Annotated in this window: 23 protein-coding genes and 1 pseudogene; 14 read left to right on the forward strand and 10 right to left on the reverse strand. The window is 42.6% G+C overall.

Annotated elements, in window-relative coordinates:
* Window positions 1–36: 36 nt before the first annotated feature.
* Entirely contained in the window at window positions 37–2,889 is a 2,853-nt protein-coding gene (gene carB / locus ACEZ3G_RS16535; protein WP_432426635.1) for a carbamoyl-phosphate synthase large subunit, read from the reverse strand.
* 116 nt (window positions 2,890–3,005) lie between these two features.
* On the reverse strand, window positions 3,006–3,173 hold the full coding sequence (gene rpmH, locus ACEZ3G_RS16540) for a 50S ribosomal protein L34 (protein ID WP_432426636.1): 168 nt from the start codon (window positions 3,171–3,173) through the stop codon (window positions 3,006–3,008).
* Between the two features lie 187 nt (window positions 3,174–3,360).
* On the opposite strand from rpmH, the gene ACEZ3G_RS16545 reads away from it, so the two are divergent.
* Both ACEZ3G_RS16545 and ACEZ3G_RS16550 read left to right on the forward strand, forming a co-directional pair.
* Complete coding sequence (locus tag ACEZ3G_RS16545) at window positions 3,361–4,245, forward strand: DUF6263 family protein (protein WP_432426637.1); 885 nt, start codon at window positions 3,361–3,363, stop codon at window positions 4,243–4,245.
* 2 nt (window positions 4,246–4,247) lie between these two features.
* Window positions 4,248–4,763 (forward strand): DUF2892 domain-containing protein, encoded by a 516-nt coding sequence (locus ACEZ3G_RS16550; RefSeq protein ID WP_432426638.1) that lies wholly within the window; start codon window positions 4,248–4,250, stop codon window positions 4,761–4,763.
* Window positions 4,764–4,792: 29 nt separating this feature from the next.
* On the opposite strand, the gene cls is transcribed toward ACEZ3G_RS16550, so the two are convergent.
* From cls to ACEZ3G_RS16565, 3 genes are read right to left on the reverse strand one after another with little or no spacing between them, the layout of a single operon-like run.
* Window positions 4,793–6,256, reverse strand: coding sequence for a cardiolipin synthase (gene cls, locus ACEZ3G_RS16555; RefSeq protein WP_432426639.1), 1,464 nt, complete (start codon window positions 6,254–6,256; stop codon window positions 4,793–4,795).
* Window positions 6,256–7,209 carry a lytic transglycosylase domain-containing protein gene (locus ACEZ3G_RS16560; RefSeq protein ID WP_432426640.1) on the reverse strand — a complete coding sequence of 318 codons (954 nt, stop codon included), beginning with the start codon at window positions 7,207–7,209 and terminating at the stop codon, window positions 6,256–6,258. The genes cls and ACEZ3G_RS16560 overlap by 1 nt, the downstream gene beginning before the upstream one ends.
* Window positions 7,210–7,254: 45 nt before the next feature.
* Complete coding sequence (locus ACEZ3G_RS16565) at window positions 7,255–7,917, reverse strand: alpha/beta fold hydrolase (protein ID WP_432426641.1); 663 nt, start codon at window positions 7,915–7,917, stop codon at window positions 7,255–7,257.
* Between the two features lie 168 nt (window positions 7,918–8,085).
* On the opposite strand from ACEZ3G_RS16565, the gene ACEZ3G_RS16570 reads away from it, so the two are divergent.
* Window positions 8,086–8,379: a GNAT family N-acetyltransferase gene (locus tag ACEZ3G_RS16570; protein ID WP_432426642.1), complete on the forward strand. Its 294-nt coding sequence runs from the start codon at window positions 8,086–8,088 to the stop codon at window positions 8,377–8,379.
* 42 nt (window positions 8,380–8,421) lie between these two features.
* On the opposite strand, the gene mtaB is transcribed toward ACEZ3G_RS16570, so the two are convergent.
* The gene (mtaB, locus tag ACEZ3G_RS16575; RefSeq protein ID WP_432426671.1) at window positions 8,422–9,750 is read right to left on the reverse strand and encodes a tRNA (N(6)-L-threonylcarbamoyladenosine(37)-C(2))-methylthiotransferase MtaB; all 1,329 of its coding nucleotides are present in this window, start codon (window positions 9,748–9,750) and stop codon (window positions 8,422–8,424) included.
* A 186-nt stretch (window positions 9,751–9,936) separates the two neighbouring features.
* On the opposite strand from mtaB, the gene ACEZ3G_RS16580 reads away from it, so the two are divergent.
* Both ACEZ3G_RS16580 and ACEZ3G_RS16585 read left to right on the forward strand, forming a co-directional pair.
* On the forward strand, window positions 9,937–10,773 hold the full coding sequence (locus tag ACEZ3G_RS16580; protein WP_432426643.1) for a LytR/AlgR family response regulator transcription factor: 837 nt from the start codon (window positions 9,937–9,939) through the stop codon (window positions 10,771–10,773).
* A 133-nt stretch (window positions 10,774–10,906) separates the two neighbouring features.
* Window positions 10,907–11,569 carry a CPBP family intramembrane glutamic endopeptidase gene (locus ACEZ3G_RS16585; RefSeq protein ID WP_432426644.1) on the forward strand — a complete coding sequence of 221 codons (663 nt, stop codon included), beginning with the start codon at window positions 10,907–10,909 and terminating at the stop codon, window positions 11,567–11,569.
* A 52-nt stretch (window positions 11,570–11,621) separates the two neighbouring features.
* On the opposite strand, the gene ACEZ3G_RS16590 is transcribed toward ACEZ3G_RS16585, so the two are convergent.
* Window positions 11,622–12,797, reverse strand: a complete 1,176-nt coding sequence (locus ACEZ3G_RS16590; protein WP_432426645.1) for a GlmU family protein — start codon at window positions 12,795–12,797, stop codon at window positions 11,622–11,624.
* 81 nt (window positions 12,798–12,878) lie between these two features.
* Window positions 12,879–13,178 carry a type B 50S ribosomal protein L31 gene (locus ACEZ3G_RS16595; protein ID WP_432426646.1) on the reverse strand — a complete coding sequence of 100 codons (300 nt, stop codon included), beginning with the start codon at window positions 13,176–13,178 and terminating at the stop codon, window positions 12,879–12,881.
* A 178-nt stretch (window positions 13,179–13,356) separates the two neighbouring features.
* Here ACEZ3G_RS16595 and ACEZ3G_RS16600 point away from each other — a divergent pair, with 178 nt between their 5' ends.
* The 7 genes from ACEZ3G_RS16600 (at window position 13,357) to ACEZ3G_RS16630 (ending at window position 20,143) form a co-directional block, all read left to right on the forward strand.
* Window positions 13,357–13,878 (forward strand): DUF4199 domain-containing protein, encoded by a 522-nt coding sequence (locus ACEZ3G_RS16600; RefSeq protein ID WP_432426647.1) that lies wholly within the window; start codon window positions 13,357–13,359, stop codon window positions 13,876–13,878.
* 38 nt (window positions 13,879–13,916) lie between these two features.
* Window positions 13,917–14,891 (forward strand): glycosyltransferase family 2 protein, encoded by a 975-nt coding sequence (locus ACEZ3G_RS16605; RefSeq protein WP_432426648.1) that lies wholly within the window; start codon window positions 13,917–13,919, stop codon window positions 14,889–14,891.
* Between the two features lie 28 nt (window positions 14,892–14,919).
* The gene (locus ACEZ3G_RS16610; protein WP_432426672.1) at window positions 14,920–16,629 is read left to right on the forward strand and encodes a phospho-sugar mutase; all 1,710 of its coding nucleotides are present in this window, start codon (window positions 14,920–14,922) and stop codon (window positions 16,627–16,629) included.
* A complete protein-coding gene (locus tag ACEZ3G_RS16615; RefSeq protein WP_432426649.1) occupies window positions 16,629–18,449 on the forward strand; it encodes an ABC transporter ATP-binding protein in 1,821 nt (606 codons plus the stop codon). Before ACEZ3G_RS16610 ends, ACEZ3G_RS16615 begins: the two co-directional genes overlap by 1 nt.
* Window positions 18,450–18,594: 145 nt before the next feature.
* Entirely contained in the window at window positions 18,595–19,137 is a 543-nt protein-coding gene (locus ACEZ3G_RS16620) for an RNA polymerase sigma factor (protein ID WP_432426650.1), read from the forward strand.
* A 33-nt stretch (window positions 19,138–19,170) separates the two neighbouring features.
* Window positions 19,171–19,701, forward strand: a complete 531-nt coding sequence (locus ACEZ3G_RS16625; protein ID WP_432426651.1) for a hypothetical protein — start codon at window positions 19,171–19,173, stop codon at window positions 19,699–19,701.
* Window positions 19,688–20,143 carry a hypothetical protein gene (locus tag ACEZ3G_RS16630; protein ID WP_432426652.1) on the forward strand — a complete coding sequence of 152 codons (456 nt, stop codon included), beginning with the start codon at window positions 19,688–19,690 and terminating at the stop codon, window positions 20,141–20,143. Before ACEZ3G_RS16625 ends, ACEZ3G_RS16630 begins: the two co-directional genes overlap by 14 nt.
* A 3-nt stretch (window positions 20,144–20,146) precedes the next feature.
* On the opposite strand, the gene ACEZ3G_RS16635 is transcribed toward ACEZ3G_RS16630, so the two are convergent.
* Window positions 20,147–21,175, reverse strand: a complete 1,029-nt coding sequence (locus tag ACEZ3G_RS16635) for a WD40/YVTN/BNR-like repeat-containing protein (RefSeq protein ID WP_432426653.1) — start codon at window positions 21,173–21,175, stop codon at window positions 20,147–20,149.
* 71 nt (window positions 21,176–21,246) lie between these two features.
* On the opposite strand from ACEZ3G_RS16635, the gene ACEZ3G_RS16640 reads away from it, so the two are divergent.
* A complete protein-coding gene (locus ACEZ3G_RS16640) occupies window positions 21,247–22,458 on the forward strand; it encodes an RsmB/NOP family class I SAM-dependent RNA methyltransferase (protein ID WP_432426654.1) in 1,212 nt (403 codons plus the stop codon).
* Between the two features lie 52 nt (window positions 22,459–22,510).
* On the opposite strand, the gene ACEZ3G_RS16645 is transcribed toward ACEZ3G_RS16640, so the two are convergent.
* Window positions 22,511–24,103, reverse strand: coding sequence for an amidohydrolase (locus ACEZ3G_RS16645; protein WP_432426655.1), 1,593 nt, complete (start codon window positions 24,101–24,103; stop codon window positions 22,511–22,513).
* 178 nt (window positions 24,104–24,281) lie between these two features.
* Here ACEZ3G_RS16645 and ACEZ3G_RS16650 point away from each other — a divergent pair.
* Window positions 24,282–24,393, forward strand: a pseudogene (locus ACEZ3G_RS16650) (short-chain dehydrogenase); the annotation flags it as partial.
* Window positions 24,394–24,442: the final 49 nt, after the last annotated feature.

The raw sequence follows: 24,442 nt of genomic DNA on the forward strand, positions 1-24,442 counted from the left end.
AAAGGAGTAAAAACTAAGGCTACTACCCTACCCCTATTATTTCGATAGATACATTTTTCTTCTATGGTACAGTTCATAAAATTGATCATCTTTCAAACTATCGATAAACAAAATACTTTCCCCCGTACTCTTCATTTCAGGCCCTAAGTTCTTGTTAACGTTCGGAAATTTATTGAACGAAAAAACGGGTTGTTTGATAGCAAAGCCTTCCAATTCAGGTTTAAAAACAAAGTCCTTTATCTTTTTTTCTCCCAACATGACCTTGGTGGCGTAGTTGACATAAGGTTCTTTGTATGCTTTCGCAATGAAAGGCACCGTACGCGATGCACGTGGGTTAGCCTCTATGATGTAAACCATATCGTCCTTTATCGCAAACTGTATGTTAATGAGCCCAACAGTGTTCAGGGCCAAGGCAATTTTCTTGGTGTGATCCTTGATTTGCTGCATTACGAATTCCCCAAGATTAAAAGGAGGCAATGTCGCGTTCGAGTCACCGGAATGGATTCCACAGGGTTCGATGTGTTCCATGATACCGATTATATAAATATCTTCCCCGTCACAAATGGCATCGGCCTCAGCTTCTATGGCACCATCAAGATAATGGTCCAACAAAAGTTTATTGTTCGGTATTTTTCGCAGCAGATCCACGACATGCTCTTCTAGTTCTTCTTTGTTAATGACTATTTTCATTCCCTGCCCTCCCAGAACATAAGAAGGTCTAACCAACAACGGGAATTTGAGTTCGTCGGCCAATGCCAAGGCCTCATCGGCAGTTTCAGCAACTCCGAATTGCGGAAACGGAATATCATTTTCTTTTAAGAGTTCTGAAAAACTTCCCCTATCCTCGGCCAAATCGAGTGCTTCGTAACTCGTACCGATTATCTTAATTCCGTATTTAGATAATTTTTCGGCCAATTTTAGAGCGGTCTGACCCCCTAACTGAACAATTACCCCTTCAGGTTTTTCATGACGGATGATATCATAAATGTGTTCCCAAAAAACAGGTTCAAAGTAGAGCTTATCTGCGGTATCAAAGTCGGTCGAAACGGTTTCAGGATTACAATTGATCATAATGGTCTCATAACCACATTCAGCAGCGGCAAGTACCCCATGCACACAACAGTAATCAAATTCAATGCCCTGACCGATACGATTGGGGCCCGACCCAAGAACCACGACTTTCTTCCTATCGGTCACAGTACTGTCATTCTCCACGTAGCGTTCCCCAACGGAAGTTTCGATTTCGGCTTCAAAAGTAGAGTAGTAATATGGAGTCATCGCCTTAAACTCGGCGGCACAGGTATCAACCAATTTGTAGACCCTGTTGATATTCATTTCTGTACGCTTATTGTAAACCTCGCTCTCGTAGCAATCAAGCATATGGGCAATCTGGCGATCGGCAAAACCTTTCTGCTTCGCTTCAAGAAGCAATTCTCGGGAAATACTTCCTATGGCATATTTCGAAATTTCCTTTTCAAGATTATATAGTTCCTCATATTGCTTTAAGAACCACATATCGATTTTGGTAATTTCGTGGATCCTGCTTAAGGGAATGCCCAGTTGAATGGCGTCGTAGATTACGAAAACCCTATCCCAACTTGGCACGGTGAGTTTACCGATAATCTGATCATAATCAGTGTACCCTTTGCCGTCGGCCCCTAGTCCGTTTCTCTTGATTTCCAATGATTGGGTGGCCTTGTGCAAGGCTTCCTGAAAAGAGCGACCAATACCCATAACCTCACCAACGGCCTTCATTTGCAATCCCAAGGTACGGTCCGAACCTTCGAACTTGTCGAAATTCCAACGTGGAATTTTTACGATAACGTAATCCAAAGTCGGTTCAAAAAGCGCTGAAGTAGACTTTGTTATTTGATTGTCAAGTTCATCAAGATGATAGCCAATGGCCAGTTTGGCCGCTATCTTCGCAATTGGATATCCGGTAGCTTTGGAAGCCAAGGCCGAAGATCTCGATACCCGTGGATTGATCTCGATGGCAATTATCTTCTCCTCATCATCAGGACTTACGGCAAACTGCACATTACATCCTCCGGCAAAATCACCGATGCTACGCATCATATGAATGGCCATGTCACGCATTCTCTGAAAAGTGCGGTCGCTAAGGGTCATTGCTGGGGCAACCGTAATCGAATCTCCTGTATGGATGCCCATAGGATCCATATTCTCGATGGTACAGATAATGACTACATTGTCGTTTTTGTCACGGAGCAGCTCAAGTTCATATTCCTTCCATCCCATAAGTGCCTTATCGATCATGACCTCATGAATCGGGGAAACTTCCAAACCGCGGCTGAGAAGTTCGTCAAAGTCCTTAGGGTCATATACGATCGAGGCTCCAGCACCTCCAAGCGTATAAGAAGCCCGTATTACCAATGGAAAGCCAAACTCCTGGGCAATTTCCTTGCCTTTTAAAAAGGAGGTCGCAGTTGCTTGGGGCGCCATTCCAATACCGATCTTCAACATCAATTCACGGAATTTCTCACGATCCTCGGTTATGTTGATGGCATCGATATCGACTCCGATGATCTCTACATCGAAATCGGCCCAAATTCCTTTTTCATCGGCTTCGATACATAAATTGAGAGCAGTTTGTCCACCCATTGTGGGCAAAACGGCATCAATCTGCGGGTGCGCCTTGAGAATTTCTACAATCGATTTTGTGGTCAAGGGCTTGAGGTAGATATGATCGGCCATCACCGGGTCGGTCATAATTGTGGCCGGATTGCTGTTTATCAACACCGTTTCGATACCATCTTCCTTTAAACTTCTTAATGCCTGTGACCCCGAATAATCGAACTCACAAGCCTGACCAATGATTATGGGACCTGACCCAATGATTAAAATCGATTTTAAATCCTTTCTTTTTGGCATATTTTATTCTCGTATTTTTTCCTTAAACTTGATGAACATTGTAACCTGTGACAAAAACAAAAAAAAGGTGCTACTATCAAAGTAACACCTTAAATATTTTAGAGAATGTCGGGTCATTATTTTTTATGTCTCGGCTCAGAAGATACAGTTAGTTTTTTTCTTCCCTTTGCTCTTCTTCTTGCAAGAACCTTTCTTCCGTTTACGGTAGCCATGCGCTCCCTAAAACCATGCTTGTTTCTTCTCTTGCGCTTTGAGGGCTGGTATGTTCTTTTTTGTCCGGGCATTTTATAATCCTTTTCTTTAATTTGCAATGATACGGGGTAATCCGTAAAATCTGGGCGCAAATATACAAAGAGTTTTTGCTCTTGCAAATGTATTTAAAAAATATTTCCGGAGACCGTGTATACATACAATAACACGTTTTTATTACTTTTGCCCAAGTTGATTTACACCGTCAAAAACCCCCGTAATATGAGACAATTGGCACTTATTTTTTTTATTGTTTGCAATTTTAGCTTGCTAAATGCACAGACAAAGTTGCAATATGATTTGAAAAAAGATGATGTTTTTGTCATCAAACAACGGGCAGAACAACTGATTGTTCAAGAATTGGATGGGGTCACGCATGAAATAACTAATAAAATCGATGGCGTGCTTGAATTTAGCGTAGTCGGCGAAGTCGATGACAATTATCAAATATCGTTGACGTTCAAGGACTTGAACCTGCAAATGGCATCAAGTCTCCAAGGGCAATTGATGGATGTCAAGGCAAAAGAGGTTGTAGAAGGTGATATGCAGTCACAAATCTTCAATAGTTTGCTTGAAACCCCCGTATCGATCATATTGGCCAAGACCGGCGATATTCTCGAGGTTAAAGGAGGGGATAGTCTGGTAAACAAGATGGCCAGGGCCTCTGGCATCGAAGACGAATTTTCACTCAATATGATGAAATCGAACCTAAAAAAGGAATTCGGTTCAGAGGCACTGTCGAACAACTACAAACAGATGACATATATTTATTCAACTCAAGAGATAGATACTGGAAGTACATGGGAAAATCAATATAGCGGAAAGCTTGAAGCTAAAAATAAATGGGTTTTGGACTCAATGAACGATACCATTGTACGAATAAATGGAACTGCGAACGTGACAATGAACGTAGAGGAGGCCGTTGCAACGATGAAACTTAACGGCACCCAAGAAACCGCTATTACCGCCGATCGTAAATCAGGTTTTATTCAAAAAATGACGGTAACAGGTTTGTCTAAAGGAACATCGGTGATGTCGCAAATGGGCGATACCGAGATTCCGACCACCATTAAATCAACAATTACCTACGAATTAATCAAAGAATAATTATGTTCAACAAAAACATTAAGCTAATCATTGCCGGTCTTATCATCTTCTATGCAGGATATCAAATCGTGGAAGGGAATATCGGCAACGGTATCGCGCTTATCTTGCTCTCACTGATATTTATTTTCCTATATTTTAGAAATGAAATGATCTTGTTGGCCTTTCTTCGGATGCGGAAACAAGATATGGAAGGCACGCAGAAATGGCTCGATAAAATCAAGAACCCTGAAGCGGCCCTGGTTACCAAGCAACAAGGATACTATAACTACCTGCACGGCATACTCCATTCACAAAAAAACCTTACCCAGGCCGAAAAGTATTTTAAAAAAGCCCTGAAACTAGGGTTGACCATGGACTATGATATCGCCATGGCCAAATTAAGCTTGGCGGGCATCGCCATGCAGAAACGCAGAAAGCGCGAGGCTACCACGCTCTTGAACGAAGCGAAAAAGTTGGACAAGAACAACATGTTGACCGAACAAATAAAGATGATGCAACAACAGATGAAGAAAATCTAAGAAAGTTGAACAGAGGTGCCCGATTTGCATTATAGCAAGGGCGCCAAAAGCCGGGCGAACGATTCTTGAAGTTTTCTAACAATACTCCTTTCCACCCATCGCTCGTACTCGATTTCTTCACACTCCTCAAGATCTTTCTCGAATATACGTTTCATTTGCCTATTGACTTCCTTATCATAAATAAGCGCATTGATCTCGAAATTCAGGGCAAAGCTTCGATAGTCCATATTGGCCGTACCGATACTCGAAAAAACATCATCGATGACCAAAGTCTTGGCATGCACGAATCCCTTTTTATAACGGTACATTTGTACCCCAGAATGTTCCAATTCTTCAATATAGGAATCGGTCGCGTATTGGGCCGGCCATGAATCGGATACCTTCGGAATAATGATCCTCACATCAACACCGCTGCGTGAAGCGGTTGTGAGCGCGGTCAAAATTTGGGCGTTCGGCATGAAATAGGGCGAAGAAATGTAAATACACTTTCGCGCCGATGTAATGGCACAGAAAAAAGCTTCCATGATATTGGCCCAATCGGTATCGGGGCCACTGGCGGCTATCTGCACCGCCGTGGGTGCTTTGGTTTTTGGTTCAGACCTAGGGAACCATACCTCTTCGATTTCAACCTCTTGTTTTGAAACGAAATTCCAGCTCAGTAAAAAGGCAGCCTGTAATGAACCCGCAGCGCTTCCTTCTATGCGCAAGTGGGTATCGCGCCAAAATCTTTTATTTTTGAGGGAGTTGTCATACTTTTTGTCCAGGTTGATTCCACCTACATATCCAATGTTGCCATCGATCACCACGATTTTTCGATGATCCCTATAATTGACCTTACTCGTCGAGTTTGAAAAAAACACCGGCATGAAGGGATAATACCTGACCCCGCTATCACGCAATTTCTTTTTGGTTTTTCTTGAGATGCGGCTACCAACATCGTCATAAATCAGTCGTACCTGAACCCCTGATTTTGCTTTGGCACACAATCTATCGATGACCAAATTACCTACCTCATCATCGAATAATACGAAGTACTCCAAATGTATGTGGTTTTGGGCCTTTTCCAGATCTTCCAACAACCTTTTGAACTTCATCTCGCCATTGATCAGGATCTCGACCTCATTGTCGAAGGTAAGAACTGCCCGTTGATTGTTCTTCAACAACTTGTATATCTTGAAAACACCATCCCCGAAATCCTCTTCAAAGTCCTCTTTTTCCTCATCGTCAAGATTGAAACTATCGCTCCACTTCCTGATCTTATCATTGTCAAGAAAATATTTTTTTTCGAAAATCTTCGACTTGCGGTAATCCTGTCCGAAAAAATAATAGACCAAAAGCCCTAAAAAAGGGAATACCGCGAGTGCGAAAAGATAAGAAATGGTCTTTACGGGGTTTTTGTTCTTTAATAGGATGTGGACCGAAAAGATAATGACCAGCCCGTAGTTGATTGCCAACAGCAGCGGCCAAATATTATCTTTTATGTATTGCCACATTATTTGCCCAACTTGTAGTAGCCTTTGTTCGGAATCTCTATCGTGTATTTCTTTCTTGAGCTATTGTTAAGATGCGGCTCGCGCAACCACGGGTTGTGCCTTTTCAATATCTTATAATTGATTTCGTACTGCTGCGCGAAATCGGCAAAGCTCAAAATGGGTTCGTCGATTTCGACCTTAAAAGTCGGCACCGATTTGTAAAGATCTTCTTTATCGACCATGAAACCATATTTTTCAGGATGGCTCAAAATTTCTTTAATTGCCATTATTCGAAAAACATAGCGCCCGGTCTCCTCGCCCAATAACAGGTCATAATAGTCATCGACCTGTTGAATGCCCAAAAATTTGTTGATCGACCCTGGGCCGGCATTATAGGCGGCCGCGGTCAACGTCCAAGTGCCATACTTCTCCTTCCATTTATTAAGGTACTTACAGGCCACTTCGGTAGATTTTTCGAGATGGTAGCGTTCATCTACATTACTGTTCACTTCAAGACCATATTCCCGACCCGTATCTTTCATAATTTGCCAAAATCCGGTTGCACCGGCATGCGATACCACATTTTGAAGTCCACTTTCGGCGACCGCCAAATACTTAAAATCATCGGGGATGCCATTTTTGGCCAGTATGGGCTCGATCACCGGAAAGTATTTGTGTGCCCGCTTCATCAAAAGCAATGCGTTCGACTGCCAATAGGTATTGACCAAAAACTCACGATCGACCCGCTCCATGATCTCGGGGTCGTCTTGTGGTACTCTTTCTCCCGCAAAATTCAGATCTTCAGGAATGTCAATGGGGGAAATACGGTAGCCTTCGGCCACATTCTTATCATTTATTTCATTTTCTGAAGCATTCGCTTCATTGCTTTCCGTTGTATTCTGCACTGCAAAAATCAAGGTGCTTATTACAAAAAACACGCCCAAAAGCATCAAAACATTCTTTAAAATCTTCATAGCTACTAAAATTGGTTATAAATCAAAGGTAGTATTACAACTCACTTATTCCAAAATAATTGTGGGAAGGTGTTCATTGAACCATTTGGCCCGATGAATGATCATCGTATGCGTTCCGTTACGCACCGTAATGCAATCTTTGATGTTTGCTATAGGAAAAACCGCGTCTTTGTCACCGTGTATGTGAACCAGACAGTCTGGGCATTCGGTCTGCTTCCAGTTAACGATTTGATCGATGGACCAATCAATATAATATTTGTCTCGGATCGAAAGATATTCTTCATAAAGGGCCAAGCGTTTTGTCACTGTTTCACCAAAGGCATACTTGGCCAAAAGTTCGACATTGTTCACCAGGCCGGTGGGCAGCAGTTTATGAATTTTAGTGTATTTCGCGAAGACCATTCTTTTAGGCAATTCAGACCCGAACTTGACACTCGAGACTACGATTACTTTTTTAACCGGCATTAATTTGGCGATCTCCTGTACCAACATACCCCCGAACGAAACCCCTACGAGTACGGGGTTCGGATGTTTTATCTTTTTTTTCATTTCAGCGGCATAGGCCGAAATGGACATATTTTTCGGCGGAATGAACCATTCAAGAAAATGGGATACAAAAGTGTCGGAAGACAGTTCTATATTTTTGAATATCGATGTGTTGGCTGCCATGCCAGGCATGAAGTAGACGTGTATTTTGTTATCGGTCATGTATCGAAAGCCTACGGTAATCTTAGGAAGATCCCATTTTTTTTATTACCTTTGTACCAGTAGCGGAAACTACCTACTAATTTTTCGCTTTTTTTTATAAAAGTATGGAATTACGATTTGAGAACATCGTAATTTTTTTGTCTAAGACCAATTTTAAAATCAAACTATATGAATGAAGTAGAAATTAAGGACAACAGTTTCTTGCGCCAATTCGAAACCAGGGTCGATGGACATCTAGCCAAAATCGAGTATTCATCACAAGAGCGCAAGGTATTCTTGACCAAATTGGTCATTCCTGAAGAAATCGAAAAAGAGGGGTTCAAGGAAGATTTTATTAAGTCGGTGCTTCAGGTCATTCAACAGAACAATCAGCGAGTGGTACCTACCAGTCCTCAAATTGCCGGTTTTCTGCGAAAAAATAGACAATACAAAGAAATGTTGCCCGTGGGCATTCGTATATAACCCGCCCTCAAAAAAGATTGAATCCCGCTGACGCGGGATTTTTTATGCCATAACTTTATCAGGGACAAACTCAAAACGGACCAAGCCATCGGTATCGATCTCGGTAAGTTTTACTCTATGCAGGGTATTGACCCGTTCGGGGTTCCATGGCGCCTTTACCTTCACATAGTTTTCGGTAAAACCATGAATATAGCCCTCTTTGTTCTCTCCCTCAAAAAGCACCGTTCGGGTCGAACCGATTTGACTTTCATAAAAAGCCCTTCTTTTTTTGACCGACAATCCCCTGAGCATCTTGCTGCGTTTGTGGCGTATATTCTTGGGTACGGGGTTACGCATTTCGGCGGCAGGGGTGTTGTCTCTCTCTGAATAGGTAAAGACATGCAGATACGAAATATCAAGTTCGTTCAAAAAGTGGTAGGTTTCCAAAAAATGTGCATCGGTTTCCCCGGGGAAACCGACAATAACATCCACTCCGATACAGGCATGTGGCATAACCTCCCTAATTCTTTTTACCCGATCAATGTACAGATCGCTCATATAGCGACGCCTCATCAACCTTAACATTTCATCGCTTCCACTTTGCAACGGAATATGAAAATGGGGCACAAAAGTATTGCTCTGCGCCACAAAATCGATCGTTTCGTTTTTCAAAAGATTGGGCTCTATGGATGATATTCGAAGCCTGTTTATACCTTCGACCTGATCCAATGCTTCTACGAGGTCTAAAAAAGTATGTTCATGCCTTTTATTGCCGAACTCCCCTTTGCCATAATCGCCAATGTTCACGCCGGTGAGAACGATTTCCTTAATGCCTTGGGCAGAAATCTCGGCGGCGTTCTTCAACACATTTTCGAGGGTATCGCTTCGCGAAATTCCGCGGGCCAAGGGTATCGTACAATAGGTGCACTTATAATCGCACCCGTCCTGAACTTTTAAAAATGCCCTGGTTCTATCCCCTATGGCATAACTTCCCACATAAAAATCAGCTTCCGTTATTTCGCAAGAATGAATTTCTCCAAAATCGTTTTTGGTCAGATCATTGATATAATCGGTAATCTTGAATTTTTCGGTCGCGCCCAAGACCAAATCGACCCCGTCGACCGCGGCGAGTTGCTCAGGCTTCAATTGGGCATAACAACCGATTGCCGCGACGAATGCCTTGGGATTCGCTCTTTGAGCCTGTTTGACAATGGTCTTAAAGCGCTTATCGGCATTCTCGGTCACCGAACAGGTATTGATAACATACATGTCGGCTTTTTGGGAAAAATCGACACGTTCAAAACCTTCCTCTTGAAAACCTCGGGCAATCGTAGAGGTCTCCGAAAAGTTGAGCTTGCAGCCCAAGGTATAAAACGCGACTTTCTTTTTCATCATGCTTCAAAAGGTCTGCAAAGATAACAATTTGCTACGGCTTGAAAGCTAAGGGTTTGAAAGGTCTATTTTAGAGGAACTTTTGACATCCAATGAATCTAACTATTATCGAGCGATATTCTTGGCAAGAGTTCTGTAGAGAGATTATTCTTTACTTTTAATTCCGACAAAAAGAATCTCTAATTCATGAGCACTGCACAATCAACGAAGAGCAAAGTAAAAACATTATGGCATGGATTTATCAGTAGTTCTGCATGGGGTTGGTTTCGGAAAGCAATTTTATTTACGATTTTCTCTTTAGTGGTGAATCATTTGGCAACACGCGAAAGTTTTCCAGGTGGTGAATCCTATAGATTCCCAATAGAAGGTTTTCTGTCCTCTATGGTTCTATGTATTCTGATTGGCATCATTGCAGATCTTAATTTTAAATTTTTCAAGAAAAAGTATTTTTCAAAAAAAATAGAAATTGCCTCTATCGCATGGTATATGGCTTCCACTCTAGGTTATATTACCATAATGTACATTCCTCTAAGCAATATATTAAATCTAATTGCAGGTGGCGAGACAGAGTTCTATTATTTATTAATTGGCTTACTAATTACTCTAATATTAAGTTTTATTCTAATAGGTTTAGCATATGCACATGATATTTACAATTTATACAAGCTATCCATAAAAGAAGCTGAAATAACTATTGAAAGTGGGGCAAAATTGACCAAACTTACCTACGAAAATATTGCCTGCTTTTATAGCGAAAACAAAATTGTATATACGATTCAAAATGATGGTAACACAATTACCACCAATTTTACGTTAAATGAGCTCGAAGAAAAAATAAACGACCAACTGTTTTTTAGAGCCAATCGGCAAATTATCATTCACAAAAATGCCGTAGACCAAATTGAAAAAATTGAAAATGGTAAGTTGCGGCTTCGGTTAAAAACAGCCATTGAAAATAATCGGATTGCCGAAATCAATATCAGTCGCTACAAACGAAAAGAATTTATGGATTGGTTTCAGTAAAAGATTTCATATCCAACCAACCAACCAACCATTCAGCCATATATTAATGACCATTCAGTAAAAGCGTAACCGTTTAAAGGGGTTTTCAGAGATTTTGTTCCTTATTTCGTCGAGAATTTAAGATTAGTAAACAATGAAAGACCTCAGCCTAAAACAAATAGCAATTCCATTAATTACAACTGCAATCATCTGCCTTTTATGGTTTGGGCCGATACGCATTCCTTACATAGTTAATATCATTATTTCTATATTAATTGTTATAGCGAATTATATAGAATACAACGGAAAACCATTTTTAGCACTTGGATTTCAACGCGAAAAATTCACATTCAAAAACATCTTTGTACTTGCTCCACTACTTGCACTGGGCCTTTTTGCTTTCTATGTCCTTGTATTGGTTCCAGGAATTACGAAACTCACCGGAGCTCCTATTGATTATTCCGCTTTCGATCCATTAGTTGGTGATCTACCCGCCTGCTTAATCGCTTTAGCCTTGGTATGGGCCACTGCAGGGTTTGGAGAAGAAATTATTTTTCGCGGTTATTTTATGAGACAATTTGTAAAATTCTTTGGAGAAAGTAAAATCAGTATTGCACTAAATATTCTTCTACTTGCTTGTTTTTTTGGTTTTATGCATAGTTATCAAGGAATTACTGGGCAACTTGTAACGGGAATCATCGGAGCACTCTTAGCCCTGATATTTTACCTGCGTAAATACGATTTGTGGTTTGTTGTAGCTGTGCACGGTTTTTTTGACACAATAGCCCTTGTTTTTGTTTACTTTGGTTTGGCCTGAAGACATCAGGAATTACAGTACCCCTTGAATTCATCCAATAATTATTGGGAGCCTAATAATTCCGCCACTTTTTGGTAAGTTCAAAGACTTGTTCCAAAATTCGGGCCTCTTTATCATCGAATTCAACGCCCCTACGGGCCATCATTACCTTGGCCGCCTCAAAAGCTTTTTTGGGCAGATAAGTCGAAAAACCCGATGCCCCGCCCCAGCTAAAACTTGGAATGAAATTTCTTGGAAAACCGGGTACGTACAAGTTGACGTTTACACCGACCACGGTGCCCGTATTCAGCATGGTGTTAATGGCCGTCTTGCTATGGTCCCCCATCATGAGTCCGCAAAATTGCAGTCCGGTTTGTTCAAAACGCTCCGTGGCATAATTCCATAATCGGACCTTCGCGTAATTGTTCTTTAAATTGGAGTTGTTCGAATCGGCCCCGATATTGCACCATTCACCAAGCACGGCATTACCCAAATAGCCTTCATGGCCCTTGCTCGAATACCCGAAAATCACGGCATTGCTAACTTCACCCGCAACCTTTCCGTAGGGCCCGACCGTGGTCGCCCCGTACATCTTAGCGCCCATTTTGACCACTGCGTTATTGCAAAGGGCAAAAGCACCTCTGATCATGGCGCCTTCCCACACCTCTGCGTTCTTGCCTATATAAATCGGTCCTTCGGTGGCATTCAAGGTACTGTATTCAACACTAGCCCCTTCCTCCAAAAAGATATGTTCGGCATTGATCAACCTATTGGTATCCGAAATCTGGGCACTTTTTCTTCCTTTTGTCAAAAAGTCGAAATCAGCTTGAAGGGCTTCCCCGTTCTTTGAAAAAATATCCCAGGTGTTTTTGACCTGCAATAATTCCCCATCATATTCGATCGCCTGGTATTTCGATAAATCAAAATGTAAATCCGCGTCTTTCGAATAAAAAGCAACAACTTCGTTGTTCTTGAAAATCGCTTCATTATTCTTTAGGTTCTTGACCCTTTTGACCAGTTCCCCACTCGGACAAAAAGAACCATTGATCACGATATTGGTATCTTTTTTAACGGTCGGATACTTCTCGGAAAGATAATCCTCGGTTATCGTACTTGTAGTTTGACCGAGGTATTTCTCCCATTTTTCGCGAATGGTCAAAATACCGATACGAACATCGGCTACCGGCCTTGTGAAGGTAAAAGGCAATAAATTCTCCCGCACCGTACCATCAAAAAGAATATAGTTCATTTGCCGTTTATTAAACAAATTTAAAAAAATACGCCTCCGTTATAACGAAGGCGCACCGTGATATTGTATGTTGAAAAGTACTTATTCTTCTTGAGAGCTCGTTTCGGTCTTCTTTGCAGAAGCAGGAGCGGCCTTTTTAAATTTGTCGTACTTGCTCTTGAACTTATCGATACGTCCGGCGGTATCCAAGAACTTGGCCTTACCGGTATAAAAAGGATGCGATGTTCTTGAGATTTCCAATTTTACCAAAGGGTATTCCACGCCATCGACTTCCAAGGTCTCTTTGGTATCGGCGGTCGATTTGGTCAAAAACACATCATCGTTTGACATGTCTTTAAAGGCGACCATTCTATAATTCTCCGGGTGTATGTCTTTTTTCATTGCTTTGCTTTAATGCGCCCATTTCCGACAGGCACTAAAATTCAGGCTGCAAATTTAACCAATTTTTGTAAACCTACAATTATAAAACCTAAAAAGACCGTAAAAAAAGCGTAAATTTAATTGTAACAAAAAAGGTAATTTTTCAACTAACCTTACGAACAACTTAAAACCTTATAAAATGGAAGAAACCCAACCTAAAACAGGAAAATTTGCACTAACGTACGGCGGTATATTAGGTGGCATAGGTATTGTATTCTCGCTGATGCTATATTCAATGGATATGCACTACCAAGGCGGCATGATGGTGCTTGGCGTCAGCGTTTTACTGACCTTGGCGGCTATTGTCGTAGGCCTGATGCAGTTCAAAAAAGCCAACAACGGATACATGTCGTTCGGTCAAGGAATGAAAGTCGGCGTAGGTATTTGTCTAATCGCAGGAATCATTGGATTGGTATTCAATCAACTGATGATGAACGTAATCGACCCCGACATGATGACAAAGGCGATCGAGTTTCAAAAAGGACAATTGTTGCAGTCATCCAACATGACACCCGACCAAATTGATGCCCAAATAGAAGCGCAGCAAAAATTCATGACCCCTTCGATGCAGATTGTTTTCGGTTTGCTATACGTAATCATAAGTGGTTTCATTTTATCGCTTGTTCCGGCGCTCATACTTAAAAAGACCGAAAAATCTTAACTAATTTGTACTTTTGAAGAGCCATTCGAAAGTACCTTATGAATTTATCGATTGTCATTCCTCTTTTGAACGAGGAAGAATCTTTACAAGAACTCCACGATTGGATCGTATCGGTGATGCGATCCAATCGTTTTTCCTATGAAATACTTTTCGTCGATGACGGCAGTACCGATACCTCATGGCAGCTCATATCGCGCCTTTCGGCCGAAAACAGCAACGTAAAGGGAATTCGCTTCTTGCGCAATTTCGGAAAATCGCAGGCGCTGCATGCCGGTTTCAAGGCGGCCGAAGGAGAAGTCATCATTACCATGGATGCCGATCTACAGGATAATCCGGAAGAAATTCCAGAACTATACCGGATGATTAACGAAGAAGGTTACGATCTTGTGTCGGGCTGGAAGAAAAAAAGATACGATTCGTTGCTATCGAAGAATATGCCCTCCAAATTGTTCAATTGGGCGGCACGAAAGACTTCGGGGGTCAAACTCCACGATTTTAACTGCGGGTTAAAGGCGTTTGACCGAAAAGTGGTCAAAAACATCGAGGTGTCGGGCGAAATGCACCGGTATATTCCCGTACTGGCCAAAAACGCAGGATTTTCGAATATCGGCGAAAAAGTGGTGCTGCACCAGGCCCGAAAATATGGAAAAACAAAATTTGGTATGGAACGATTTATAAACGGCTTTTTAGATTTGATCACCATTTGGTTCGTTTCAAAGTTCGGTAAAAGGCCCATGCACCTTTTCGGGGCGCTCGGGGTATTGATGTTCATCATCGGTTTTGGTTTTGCCCTATATCTTGGTATCGACAAACTCTTTATAAACCCTACAGGGCGCTTGATTACCGATCGCCCTCAATTTTTCCTGTCCTTGACGGCGATGATAATAGGTACCCAGCTATTTCTGGCCGGTTTTCTCGGTGAAATTTTGATACGGTCGAGAAAAAATGAAGCGCGCTACAGCATTTCCGAAGAAACCGACCATGTGCAAAAGGAAGAACAATATTCTTCGTAATTTTGCTTTTCAAATAGACATACTGCCAATGAATGCCATAATGACCGCCGCCAATGCCTGGCTGACCGATTTTTTTGACACCGAGACCAAAAAAGAAATCGAACATCTCATCGCGACCGATACCGAAGAACTCAAAGATCGGTTTTATAAGGAAATGGAGTTCGGCACGGGCGGCATGCGCGGTGTAATGGGTGTCGGCACAAATCGCATCAACAAATATACCTTGGGAAAAAGCACCCAGGGACTCGGCAACTATCTCAAAAAAGTATATCCCGGTGAAGACCTTAAGGTGGTGATCGCGTACGATTGCCGTCATAACAGCGATACCTTGGCACGAACCGTCGCCGAGGTGTTTTCGGCCAATGGCATCAAAGTGTACCTATTCTCGGCCTTACGCACCACCCCTGAACTTTCGTTTGCCGTGCGCCATTTAAAATGTCATGCCGGAATCGTGTTGACCGCATCGCATAACCCCCCAGAATATAATGGTTATAAGGTCTACTGGACAGATGGCGGACAGATCGTTCCGCCGCAGGACGGGGAAATCATCGCCGAAATCAATCGATTGGATTTTGAGGATGTGAATTTTTATGGGGATGACGAACGCATCGAATTGATAGACAAAGAAGTCGATGAAGCTTTTATCGAAGCCTCTGTCTCGAACGGAAATTTCGATGCCGAAGGAAAGGATGATTTTAAGATCGTTTTCACTTCATTGCACGGTACTTCGATAACGGCGATACCGGCAGTATTGAAACGGGCAGGCTATACAAACGTAACGGTAATCGCAGAGCAGGCAGAACCCGACGGAAATTTCCCGACGGTTCAATCGCCCAACCCCGAAGAGTCTGAAGCCCTTTCGATGGCCATAAAAAAAGCGGAGGAAATTGGGGCCGATATGGTCGTCGGCACCGATCCCGATAGCGACCGTTTGGGCATCGCCGTGAGAAATCTTGATGGCCAGATGGAAATAGTCAACGGTAACCAGGCCATGATCTTGATGACAAAATTCCTTTTGGAACAACAAAGGAAGAATGGGTTTCAGGGCAATGAATTTATAGCGACAACGATCGTTTCCACTCCGATGATGGAAGTAATGGCCAACGCTTACGGCGTGGAGTTCAAGACCGCCTTGACCGGATTCAAATGGATCGGCAAGATGATCAAGGATTTTCCACAATCCAAGTTCTTGGGCGGTGGTGAAGAGAGTTTCGGGTATATGGTGGGCGACTTCGTCAGGGACAAAGATGCGGTAACCGCTACCCTACTGGCATGCGAAATCGCGACACAGGCCAAGGCCAACGGGAGCTCATTTTATCAAGACCTCATCGATTGCTATGTCGATTACGGTTTTTATAAAGAGTATCTCGTATCCTTAACAAAAAAAGGAATCTCCGGTGCCAAGGAAATCAAACAGATGTTGAAGGATTTCAAGGAAAATCCCGTTGACTCCGTTGCCGGTTCAAAAGTGAAATTTATAGAAGATTACAATACCTCTGTTATCAAAAACGTCTTGACCGGTGAAGAGATACCGATAGATATCCCCAAAAGCAATGTACTGATCTACGAAACCAAGGACGGAACGCGAATTGCTGCAAGGCCCAGCGGCACCGAGCCCAAGGTGAAGTTTTATATCAGCACCAATGCCGAATTGAAAAAAGCCGATGATTTCAAAAAGGTCAATGCGGCCCTTGACAGTAAAATTGCGGTGATTTTGAGCGAACTGAAACTCGATTGATGAATTATTTCAAGAAAATCCTTCGGTTCGCCAAACCTTATAGCAGATACGGTTATCTGAATATATTCTTCAACATTCTTTATGCACTTTTTAGCGCCCTATCATTTGCGGCTTTGATTCCGATGCTTCGGGTATTGTTCGAACAAGAAGAGCCCGTGACCCAAAAACCTGTTTTTGAAGGCATGCGTCGCGCCAAAGATTATGTGATGGATTATTTGGCCTTTCAGGTGAACGAATATGCGGGCGATGATAAAATGAAAGGTTTGGTCATGGTCATCGGTCTGGTCTTGGTCTTGTTTCTTCTGAAAAACCTGTTCAATTATCTCGCCATGTATTTCATCACCTTTCTGCGCAATGGTGTACTCAAGGATATTCGCAACGAAATGTACCGCAAGATCACCGACTTGCCCATTTCATACTATTCCGAAAAACGAAAAGGTGATGTCATCGCAAGGATCACATCAGATGTATTGGAAATACAGCACTCCTTTCTTTCGGTGCTGGAACTAATCGTTCGAGATCCCCTCACCATTATTTTTACCATTTTGGTCATGTTCAGCATAAGCGGTAAGCTAACACTCTTCGTTTTTATATTTATTCCGATTGCGGGCAGCATTATTTCTTGGATCGGTAAATCCTTAAAGAAGCAATCCGACTATGTACAAAAAGAACAAGGACATTTTTTGTCGATCGTGGAGGAAACTTTGGGCGGACTTCGGGTGATAAAGGCCTTTAATTCGGAATCAAGGTTCTTCAAAACCTTTTCGGCCTCAACCAAACGCTTTTTCGATTTCTCGAACAAATTGCTCAACCGACAGAACCTCGCCTCGCCGACGGGGGAATTTCTTGGGATATTGGTCATCGGTGTTTTGCTATGGTTCGGTGGAAAAATGGTTCTCGTCGAAGGCACTTTGGATGCACCATCGTTCATCGCCTATATGGGCCTCGCCTACAACATCTTGACCCCGGCAAAATCGATAAGCAAAGCTTCCTATGGCGTAAAAAAAGGTAATGCCGCCGCCGAAAGGGTATTAGAAATCCTTGAAACTGAAAACCCGATAATCGATAAGAAAGATGCCCTAGAAAAAGAGGGGTTCGAATCAGGAATCGAGCTAAAGAATATTTCCTTCAAATACGAAGATGAATACGTATTGCACAATTTTGATTTGAAAGTACCCAAAGGAGATACAGTGGCCCTGGTCGGCCAGTCGGGAAGCGGCAAAAGTACCATTGCCAATCTTGTCACCCGTTTTTATGACGTAGACGAAGGGGAAATCAAGATCGACGGAATCGACATAAAAAATATGACCAAAAAATCATTGCGCAATTTAATGGGGCTCGTCACCCAAGACTCTATTCTGTTCAATGATACCGTGGCCAAAAATATCGCCCTAGGGAAAGAAAATGCCACTTCGGAAGAAATTATCGAGGCCGCCAAGATCGCCAATGCCCATGAGTTTATCATCAATCTTCCCGATGGTTATGAAACCAATATCGGAGATGGGGGCAATAAATTGAGCGGCGGACAAAAACAGCGACTTTCCATTGCCCGGGCCGTTTTAAAGAACCCCCCGATCATGATATTGGACGAAGCTACCTCTGCCCTCGATACCGAGAGCGAGCGTTTGGTGCAGGATGCCTTGGACAAGATGATGCGCAACCGGACGTCATTGGTCATCGCACATCGTCTTTCCACGATACAAAAGGCAAATAAAATTGTCGTACTTCAAAAAGGTGAAATTGTCGAGCAAGGAACTCACGATGAGCTTTTGAAAAAAAATGGCATCTATAGAAAATTGGTCGAAATGCAAACATTATAGCCTCTCCAAATAATGTCCAGTGCCTCTTGATATGCTACGCCAATACAAATAGGCAGGTCTTGCCAATTTATGGCATGAGGTTGAAGGTGTCGGTTAAACCTTTTAACTTTATTGGAGTCTAATTTTTGAACTTAAGCCCAAAATATTGATTGCGGAGGAAACCTTAGTAAATCTATTAAAGCAATCCGATACCCAGGCAAAGGCCTTCGAGACTTTGGTCGACACCTATAAAGAACGGTTATATTGGCATATTCGTAGAATCGTGCTGAACCACGACGATGCCGATGATGTATTGCAGAATACCTTTATCAAAGTATATCGAAATATCGATGGCTTCAAGGGCGATAGCAAGCTCTATTCATGGATGTACCGCATCGCCACCAACGAATCGTTGAGCTTTTTAAAGTCCAAATCGAGAAAGTTGGGCGTAAATAACGAAGAACTCCAAGAAAGAATGGTCGATAATTTGCAGGCCGATGTGTATTTTGAAGGTGATGAAATACAGCTCAAACTGCAAAAAGCGATTTCAATTTTACCTGAGAAACAAAAATTGGTGTTCAACATGCGGTATTATGAGGAACTCAAATATGAGGAAATCGCTGAAATCTTGCAACTTACCGTAGGAGGCTTGAAAGCCTCTTACCACTTGGCCATAAAGAAATTGGAGGAATTTTTAAAAGAAGATTAAACTTTTTAAACCATTGATAGTCAAATAAATGCTATGAGCAATTTTGGTAAAAACGACAACTTCAAAATCCCTAAGGACTATTTTGACGAGTTCAAGTACAAGTTGATGGCCAAACTGAACGAAGAAGATTCCGGTCCATCGTTTTCAGATGCGTACAGAGATAGCGGCTTTATCGTTCCCAAGAACTATTTTGAAACGCTGAATGAGCGTGTTGCGCAGAAGGCTGATGCCGAAAAAAGTAAGGTAGTACGGTTGCACCCTTATCGTCAATATTACATAGCTGCCGCCTCCGTCGCCGCAATATTGGTTGTTGCACTATCGGTCAAGTTGACAACAACGAAAACACCTGATTTTGAAACTTTAGGGAGTTATGATATCGAAAATTATCTAGAAAACCACGATATAGATTTTAGTGACAACGAATTGGCCGAGTTATTGCCAATGCAAGAGGTGAGGATCAACGATATTTTAAACCAAGAAATCAACCAAGAGGGAATCGAAGATTATTTGGACCAAACCATAGAAGATGTTCAGGAATTAAACAATGTATATGATGAAGAATAAAATTTCAATTTTCATTATCGTCTTGCTTGCGGTAACCAGTATATCGTACGGGCAAGGTCCTCAAAAACCAAATTTTGAGAAGATAAAGGCGCTAAAAGTCGCATTTTTTACCGAACGATTGGCCCTGACAAGTGCCGAGGCAGAAACTTTTTGGCCTATTTATAACGAATATGAAAAAACAAGATTTCATTTAGGAAAGACCGAACATGCTGAATTTTACAGCAAATTGGGCGATGAAAATGTAAGTGAAAAGGAAGCCAGTGACTTATTGGACAAGTATTTGAAAATAGAAAAGGAAGAAGAAGAACTGGACAAGGAATTTACCCTAAAAATGAAAAAGGTACTTTCGGCCAAAAAAACATTGCTACTGATAAAGGCCGAAAAAGATTTCAAGAAACAATTGATCCGGCAATTTCGTAGAAACCATGAAGGTAGTTGGTAGTTCTTACCTGAACGCAAGTCTGGCTATTCGGTTCTTGCCCGCGGCATAGGCGATCGAGTCATTTTGAAACCGAATCGTGTAAAAAGGTTCGTCCGACAACGCCTTCCATGTAGCTCCACCATCCTTGGAATACGAAATGCCGGTAAAGCCCAAGGCAACGATTTCTTTGCCGTTCGAACCGGGCACGAACTGAACGCAACTTTTGTATCGCGGTTCTTGGCCATCGGCGACCAATTTCCATGTATTACCGCCATCTGTTGTTATGGCCTTGTTAGCCATGGTATTTTCGGGCTTTGTATAATCGCCACCTATAGCGAACCCTAAATTTTTATCGTAAAAATCGATGGAATAAATTCCTTGGGTCGGTTCCTCATAAAGCATGGGTGTTTTTTGAATCTGCCATGTCTTTCCCTTATCGGGCGAAAAATATATCCGGCTGCTCGTTGTTGCGATCCAGGTATGGTCGCCGACAGTCTTGATATTCGTATTGCTCGCGGCAAAGGCACCTTCACCTTCGATTCCTTTTGGTAGTTCGTCACAAGAAAGTTTCGTCCAGTGATGCCCGCCATCACGGGTGATGATAATCGAAAGACAGCCGTTCATGGTGTCGCCCACTGCGATTCCTTCCCGGTTGTTCCAAAACGTCATGGCGTCGTAGAAAACTTGGGCATCCTCCTCAAAATAGACCAAATCCATGGCACCGTCCTCGCCCGTCTTGTACAAAAGGGCTGGGTTGGCTACTGAGAGCATAAAAAAATCAGTGGCATTATGGGCGACGGCCCTATATTCGGGAACGATGGTATCAAATTTCTGGACATTGGCGCGGACTTTTCCACTCGACAGATCGATCGTACCGAAAGTTCCTCTATTGGCCGCAAACGCCAAACTATTGCCCATCAGCTCGATCGCGCGTATGCTCAGGGAATCTTCATAAAGAGTTTCGATTTCTACTGAAGAGAATGGTGGTCTCTTTTCAATATCCGAACATGAGAGAACAATTGATATTAATAGTGCCAATAGCAGATTTCGCATACCTATAAAGTTTCTCAAAAATAATCGGAATCAGTGGCAAAACCATACCTTTGCAACCTTAATTTTTTGAAATGAAACTCCATAGAAATCTGGTATTTGCCGTTATCGACGCATTGAATTTGATATTCAACGAGAACGAATACGCCGATAAAGTGGTCCAGAAAGTATTGAAATATGATAAACGCTGGGGTGCCCGCGACCGTGCCTTTATCGCCGAAACTGCCTATGAAATGGTTCGTTACAAAAGATTATACGCCGAGATTGCCGAGGTCAAGGCCCCTTTTGACCGATCTGACCTATTTCGTATGTGGGCAGTTTGGGCAGTTTTGAAAGGAATAAAACTACCCGATTGGAAACAGATCGAACCCACCCCTGAAAGAAGGATAAAAGGCAGGTTCGACGAACTTTCGAAAATCAGGAAATACCGCGAATCGGTCCCCGATTGGATCGATGAAATCTGTGAAAAAGCGTTGGGCGAAAAACTCTGGACAAAAGAAATCGAAGCCCTAAATCAGCAGGCCGAAGTTATTCTGCGCACCAATACCTTAAAAACCACAAAAGCCCAATTGCGCATGGCCCTTTTGAACGAAGGTATCGTTGCCGAGCCGATCAAAGGGTATCCGTTGGCCTTACGACTTCCCGAACGTGCCAATGTTTTCGTAACGGATTCTTTCAAAAAGGGCTTTTTTGAGGTACAGGACGCCTCTTCTCAATTGGTCGCCGAATTGTTGGATGTCGAACCCGGACAGCGGGTAGTCGACACCTGTGCCGGAGCCGGTGGAAAATCATTGCATCTGGCAGCACTTATGGAAAATAAGGGCCAACTGATCGCTATGGATATCTATGGCAGTAAATTGAAAGAACTGAAACGCCGTGCCCGAAGAAACGGAGCGCACAACATAGAGCCTCGCGAAATAACCACGAGCAAGGTTTATAAAAAGCTCTACGGAAACGCGGATAGGGTTTTGATCGATGCCCCCTGTACCGGACTTGGGGTCATTCGTAGAAATCCCGATACCAAATGGAAATTAGAACCTGAATTCCTTGAAAAGATTACGAAAGTCCAGCATGATATAATTCGAAAGTACAGTAAAATAGTAAAACCCGGTGGCAAAATGGTCTATGCGACCTGCTCCATACTTCCGCAAGAGAATAGCGACCAAGTCACATCGTTCTTGGCGTCGGAAGAAGGAGAACCTTTTTCGCTTATCGAAGAAAAAAAAATATACGCCTCGCAACATGGGTTCGACGGATTCTATATGGCGCTGTTGGAGCGAAAATAATTACATGTCACAGCAACCAATCTTTAAATCGAAGACGGTTCGAATTCATAAACTATTCCTTCAAGGTTGGGTATTCTACCCCTAACTGCTCAAGATACGTATCGTATTTGGTCTCATCATAATAAAACTTTTCCAGGTCGGCCCTGAACATCTCTTGCTTGTCTTTGTTCAAATATATGGGGGGCATGTCGCTCTCACTGATCATTGGAACAAATTTTGTTTCCTTGGTCTGTTCATTGTTAAAATAATCCCAAGCGTCCTTTATAAGTTCAGGTTTTAAAAGGAAGTCCAAGATTGTCATCGCCTCTACCTTCGCCCCCACGACCACACCTTTATGGGCAATGGGCGTAGCCATTGAAATTGCATTACTCCAGTGATGCCCTTGTAATCCGGGAATGTTCGACGGAAAACGCATGGTAACGGTAGGTGTCTTCCAAGAAATATCACCGATGTCATCGGAACCGCCGCTTATCGGTTCGATAACCGGCAACCCGATCGTATCCAATTTGGTGGCCAATCCTTCAATTTTTTCCGACTCGACCTCGGTCTGAACGGCTTTGGCCAGACTTTGATCCGCTTCCGACCATTCTGGCAAACCCACTTCTTTAATATTCTCGTACATGGTTTCGGCAATGACCTTGTTAAAATGTCTAGGCCAAGCCGCTCCCAATATTTTTGAATTAACCGTAGTTCCCGTCATCAAGGCGGCTCCCTTTGCAATATCATTGGCCTCATGGTACATTTCCATAATACCGTCATACTTGACGTCACGAAAATAGAACCAGATTGAAGCTTTCGATGGCACAACGTTCGGCTGATCCCCCGCATCCGTAAAAATGGAATGTGAACGTTTTAAAGGATGAAGATGCTCTCTTTTATAATTCCATGCGATATTCATCAGTTCGGCCGCATCCAAGGCACTCCTTCCACGCCAGGGGGAACCCGCCGAGTGTGCCGCTTCTCCCTCAAATGAATATTCGACCGAAATCAGCCCTGTACCCTTCGCGGGGCCATAAGAAACACTAAGGTTGTTGCTCACATGGGTGAAAATACACATGTCGATCTTGTCGAAAAGTCCATCACGCACATACCATGCCTTGGCGGCGACCAATTCTTCCGCAATACCCGGCCAAACGACCAAAGTGCCACCGATATTCTCTCGCTCCATGATTTGCTTTACCGACAATACAGCGGATATATTCAAAGGTATTCCCGCATTATGCCCCTCCCCATGACCTGGTGCTCCCTCGACAATAGGTTTGTGATAGGCCACACCTGGATATTGCGATGCTTTGGGGATACAATCGACATCACTGCCCAAGGCTATAACCGGACCCTCGCCATTGCTCCACTTGGCCAACCAAGCGGTAGGAATACCGGAAATGGAATTCTCTATGGCGAATCCGTTGTTTTCCAAGATTTCGGTAAGGTATTTTGAGGATTCCACTTCCTGAAAACCCAATTCAGAAAAGCTGAACACCTTATCGACCATCACTTGGGATTGCTTTTTACCGGCATCTACCAGTTCGGCCGCTTCATTTTTCAGTTTTTCGATTTGTTTTTTGGAGTATTTTCTTTGAGCATTTGCCGATATGGCGAAAAAGAGCAGGGAATAGGCCACGATATTGATAACAAAGGTTTTCATAGGGTCGGTTTTTAATTAGCTATCTCCTAATGTAATAAAAACAATGCGAAATACTCTCGGACCAATTATGCAAGATTAAGGTCATCATGAATTTGACGGCCAGTAGCTATAAAAATGTCACTAGAATTTACAGATAATCCTGACCTTTGCAATATTCAAATATTTTAAAATAAAAGCAATGACCAATAGCAACATAGCCTTGGCAACAGGTGGTAGTCGCGGACTTGGAAAAGATATGGCCCTCAATCTGGCAAAAAAAAGGAATCGACGTGGTTCTGACCTACCATACCAACTGGGCAACGTATCGAGGCCGCAGGCGGAATATTTCTTTAAGCACAT

The organism is Meishania litoralis, assembly GCF_042611095.1.
In the GTDB taxonomy this organism is placed as follows: domain Bacteria; phylum Bacteroidota; class Bacteroidia; order Flavobacteriales; family Flavobacteriaceae; genus Meishania; species Meishania litoralis.

Coding starts and splice junctions, on each gene's coding strand:
- mtaB (WP_432426671.1), bottom strand. CDS start 9,750: ATGAAAAAGAAAGTCGCGTTTTATACCTTGGGCTGCAAGCTCAACTTT.
- rpmH (WP_432426636.1), bottom strand. CDS start 3,173: ATGCCCGGACAAAAAAGAACATACCAGCCCTCAAAGCGCAAGAGAAGA.
- ACEZ3G_RS16560 (WP_432426640.1), bottom strand. CDS start 7,209: ATGAAGATTTTAAAGAATGTTTTGATGCTTTTGGGCGTGTTTTTTGTA.
- cls (WP_432426639.1), bottom strand. CDS start 6,256: ATGTGGCAATACATAAAAGATAATATTTGGCCGCTGCTGTTGGCAATC.
- ACEZ3G_RS16625 (WP_432426651.1), top strand. CDS start 19,171: ATGAGCAATTTTGGTAAAAACGACAACTTCAAAATCCCTAAGGACTAT.
- ACEZ3G_RS16570 (WP_432426642.1), top strand. CDS start 8,086: ATGAATGAAGTAGAAATTAAGGACAACAGTTTCTTGCGCCAATTCGAA.
- ACEZ3G_RS16595 (WP_432426646.1), bottom strand. CDS start 13,178: ATGAAAAAAGACATACACCCGGAGAATTATAGAATGGTCGCCTTTAAA.
- ACEZ3G_RS16600 (WP_432426647.1), top strand. CDS start 13,357: ATGGAAGAAACCCAACCTAAAACAGGAAAATTTGCACTAACGTACGGC.
- ACEZ3G_RS16615 (WP_432426649.1), top strand. CDS start 16,629: ATGAATTATTTCAAGAAAATCCTTCGGTTCGCCAAACCTTATAGCAGA.
- ACEZ3G_RS16585 (WP_432426644.1), top strand. CDS start 10,907: ATGAAAGACCTCAGCCTAAAACAAATAGCAATTCCATTAATTACAACT.
- ACEZ3G_RS16630 (WP_432426652.1), top strand. CDS start 19,688: ATGATGAAGAATAAAATTTCAATTTTCATTATCGTCTTGCTTGCGGTA.
- ACEZ3G_RS16640 (WP_432426654.1), top strand. CDS start 21,247: ATGAAACTCCATAGAAATCTGGTATTTGCCGTTATCGACGCATTGAAT.
- ACEZ3G_RS16580 (WP_432426643.1), top strand. CDS start 9,937: ATGAGCACTGCACAATCAACGAAGAGCAAAGTAAAAACATTATGGCAT.
- ACEZ3G_RS16635 (WP_432426653.1), bottom strand. CDS start 21,175: ATGCGAAATCTGCTATTGGCACTATTAATATCAATTGTTCTCTCATGT.
- carB (WP_432426635.1), bottom strand. CDS start 2,889: ATGCCAAAAAGAAAGGATTTAAAATCGATTTTAATCATTGGGTCAGGT.
- ACEZ3G_RS16605 (WP_432426648.1), top strand. CDS start 13,917: ATGAATTTATCGATTGTCATTCCTCTTTTGAACGAGGAAGAATCTTTA.
- ACEZ3G_RS16590 (WP_432426645.1), bottom strand. CDS start 12,797: ATGAACTATATTCTTTTTGATGGTACGGTGCGGGAGAATTTATTGCCT.
- ACEZ3G_RS16545 (WP_432426637.1), top strand. CDS start 3,361: ATGAGACAATTGGCACTTATTTTTTTTATTGTTTGCAATTTTAGCTTG.
- ACEZ3G_RS16565 (WP_432426641.1), bottom strand. CDS start 7,917: ATGACCGATAACAAAATACACGTCTACTTCATGCCTGGCATGGCAGCC.
- ACEZ3G_RS16645 (WP_432426655.1), bottom strand. CDS start 24,103: ATGAAAACCTTTGTTATCAATATCGTGGCCTATTCCCTGCTCTTTTTC.
- ACEZ3G_RS16550 (WP_432426638.1), top strand. CDS start 4,248: ATGTTCAACAAAAACATTAAGCTAATCATTGCCGGTCTTATCATCTTC.
- ACEZ3G_RS16610 (WP_432426672.1), top strand. CDS start 14,920: ATGAATGCCATAATGACCGCCGCCAATGCCTGGCTGACCGATTTTTTT.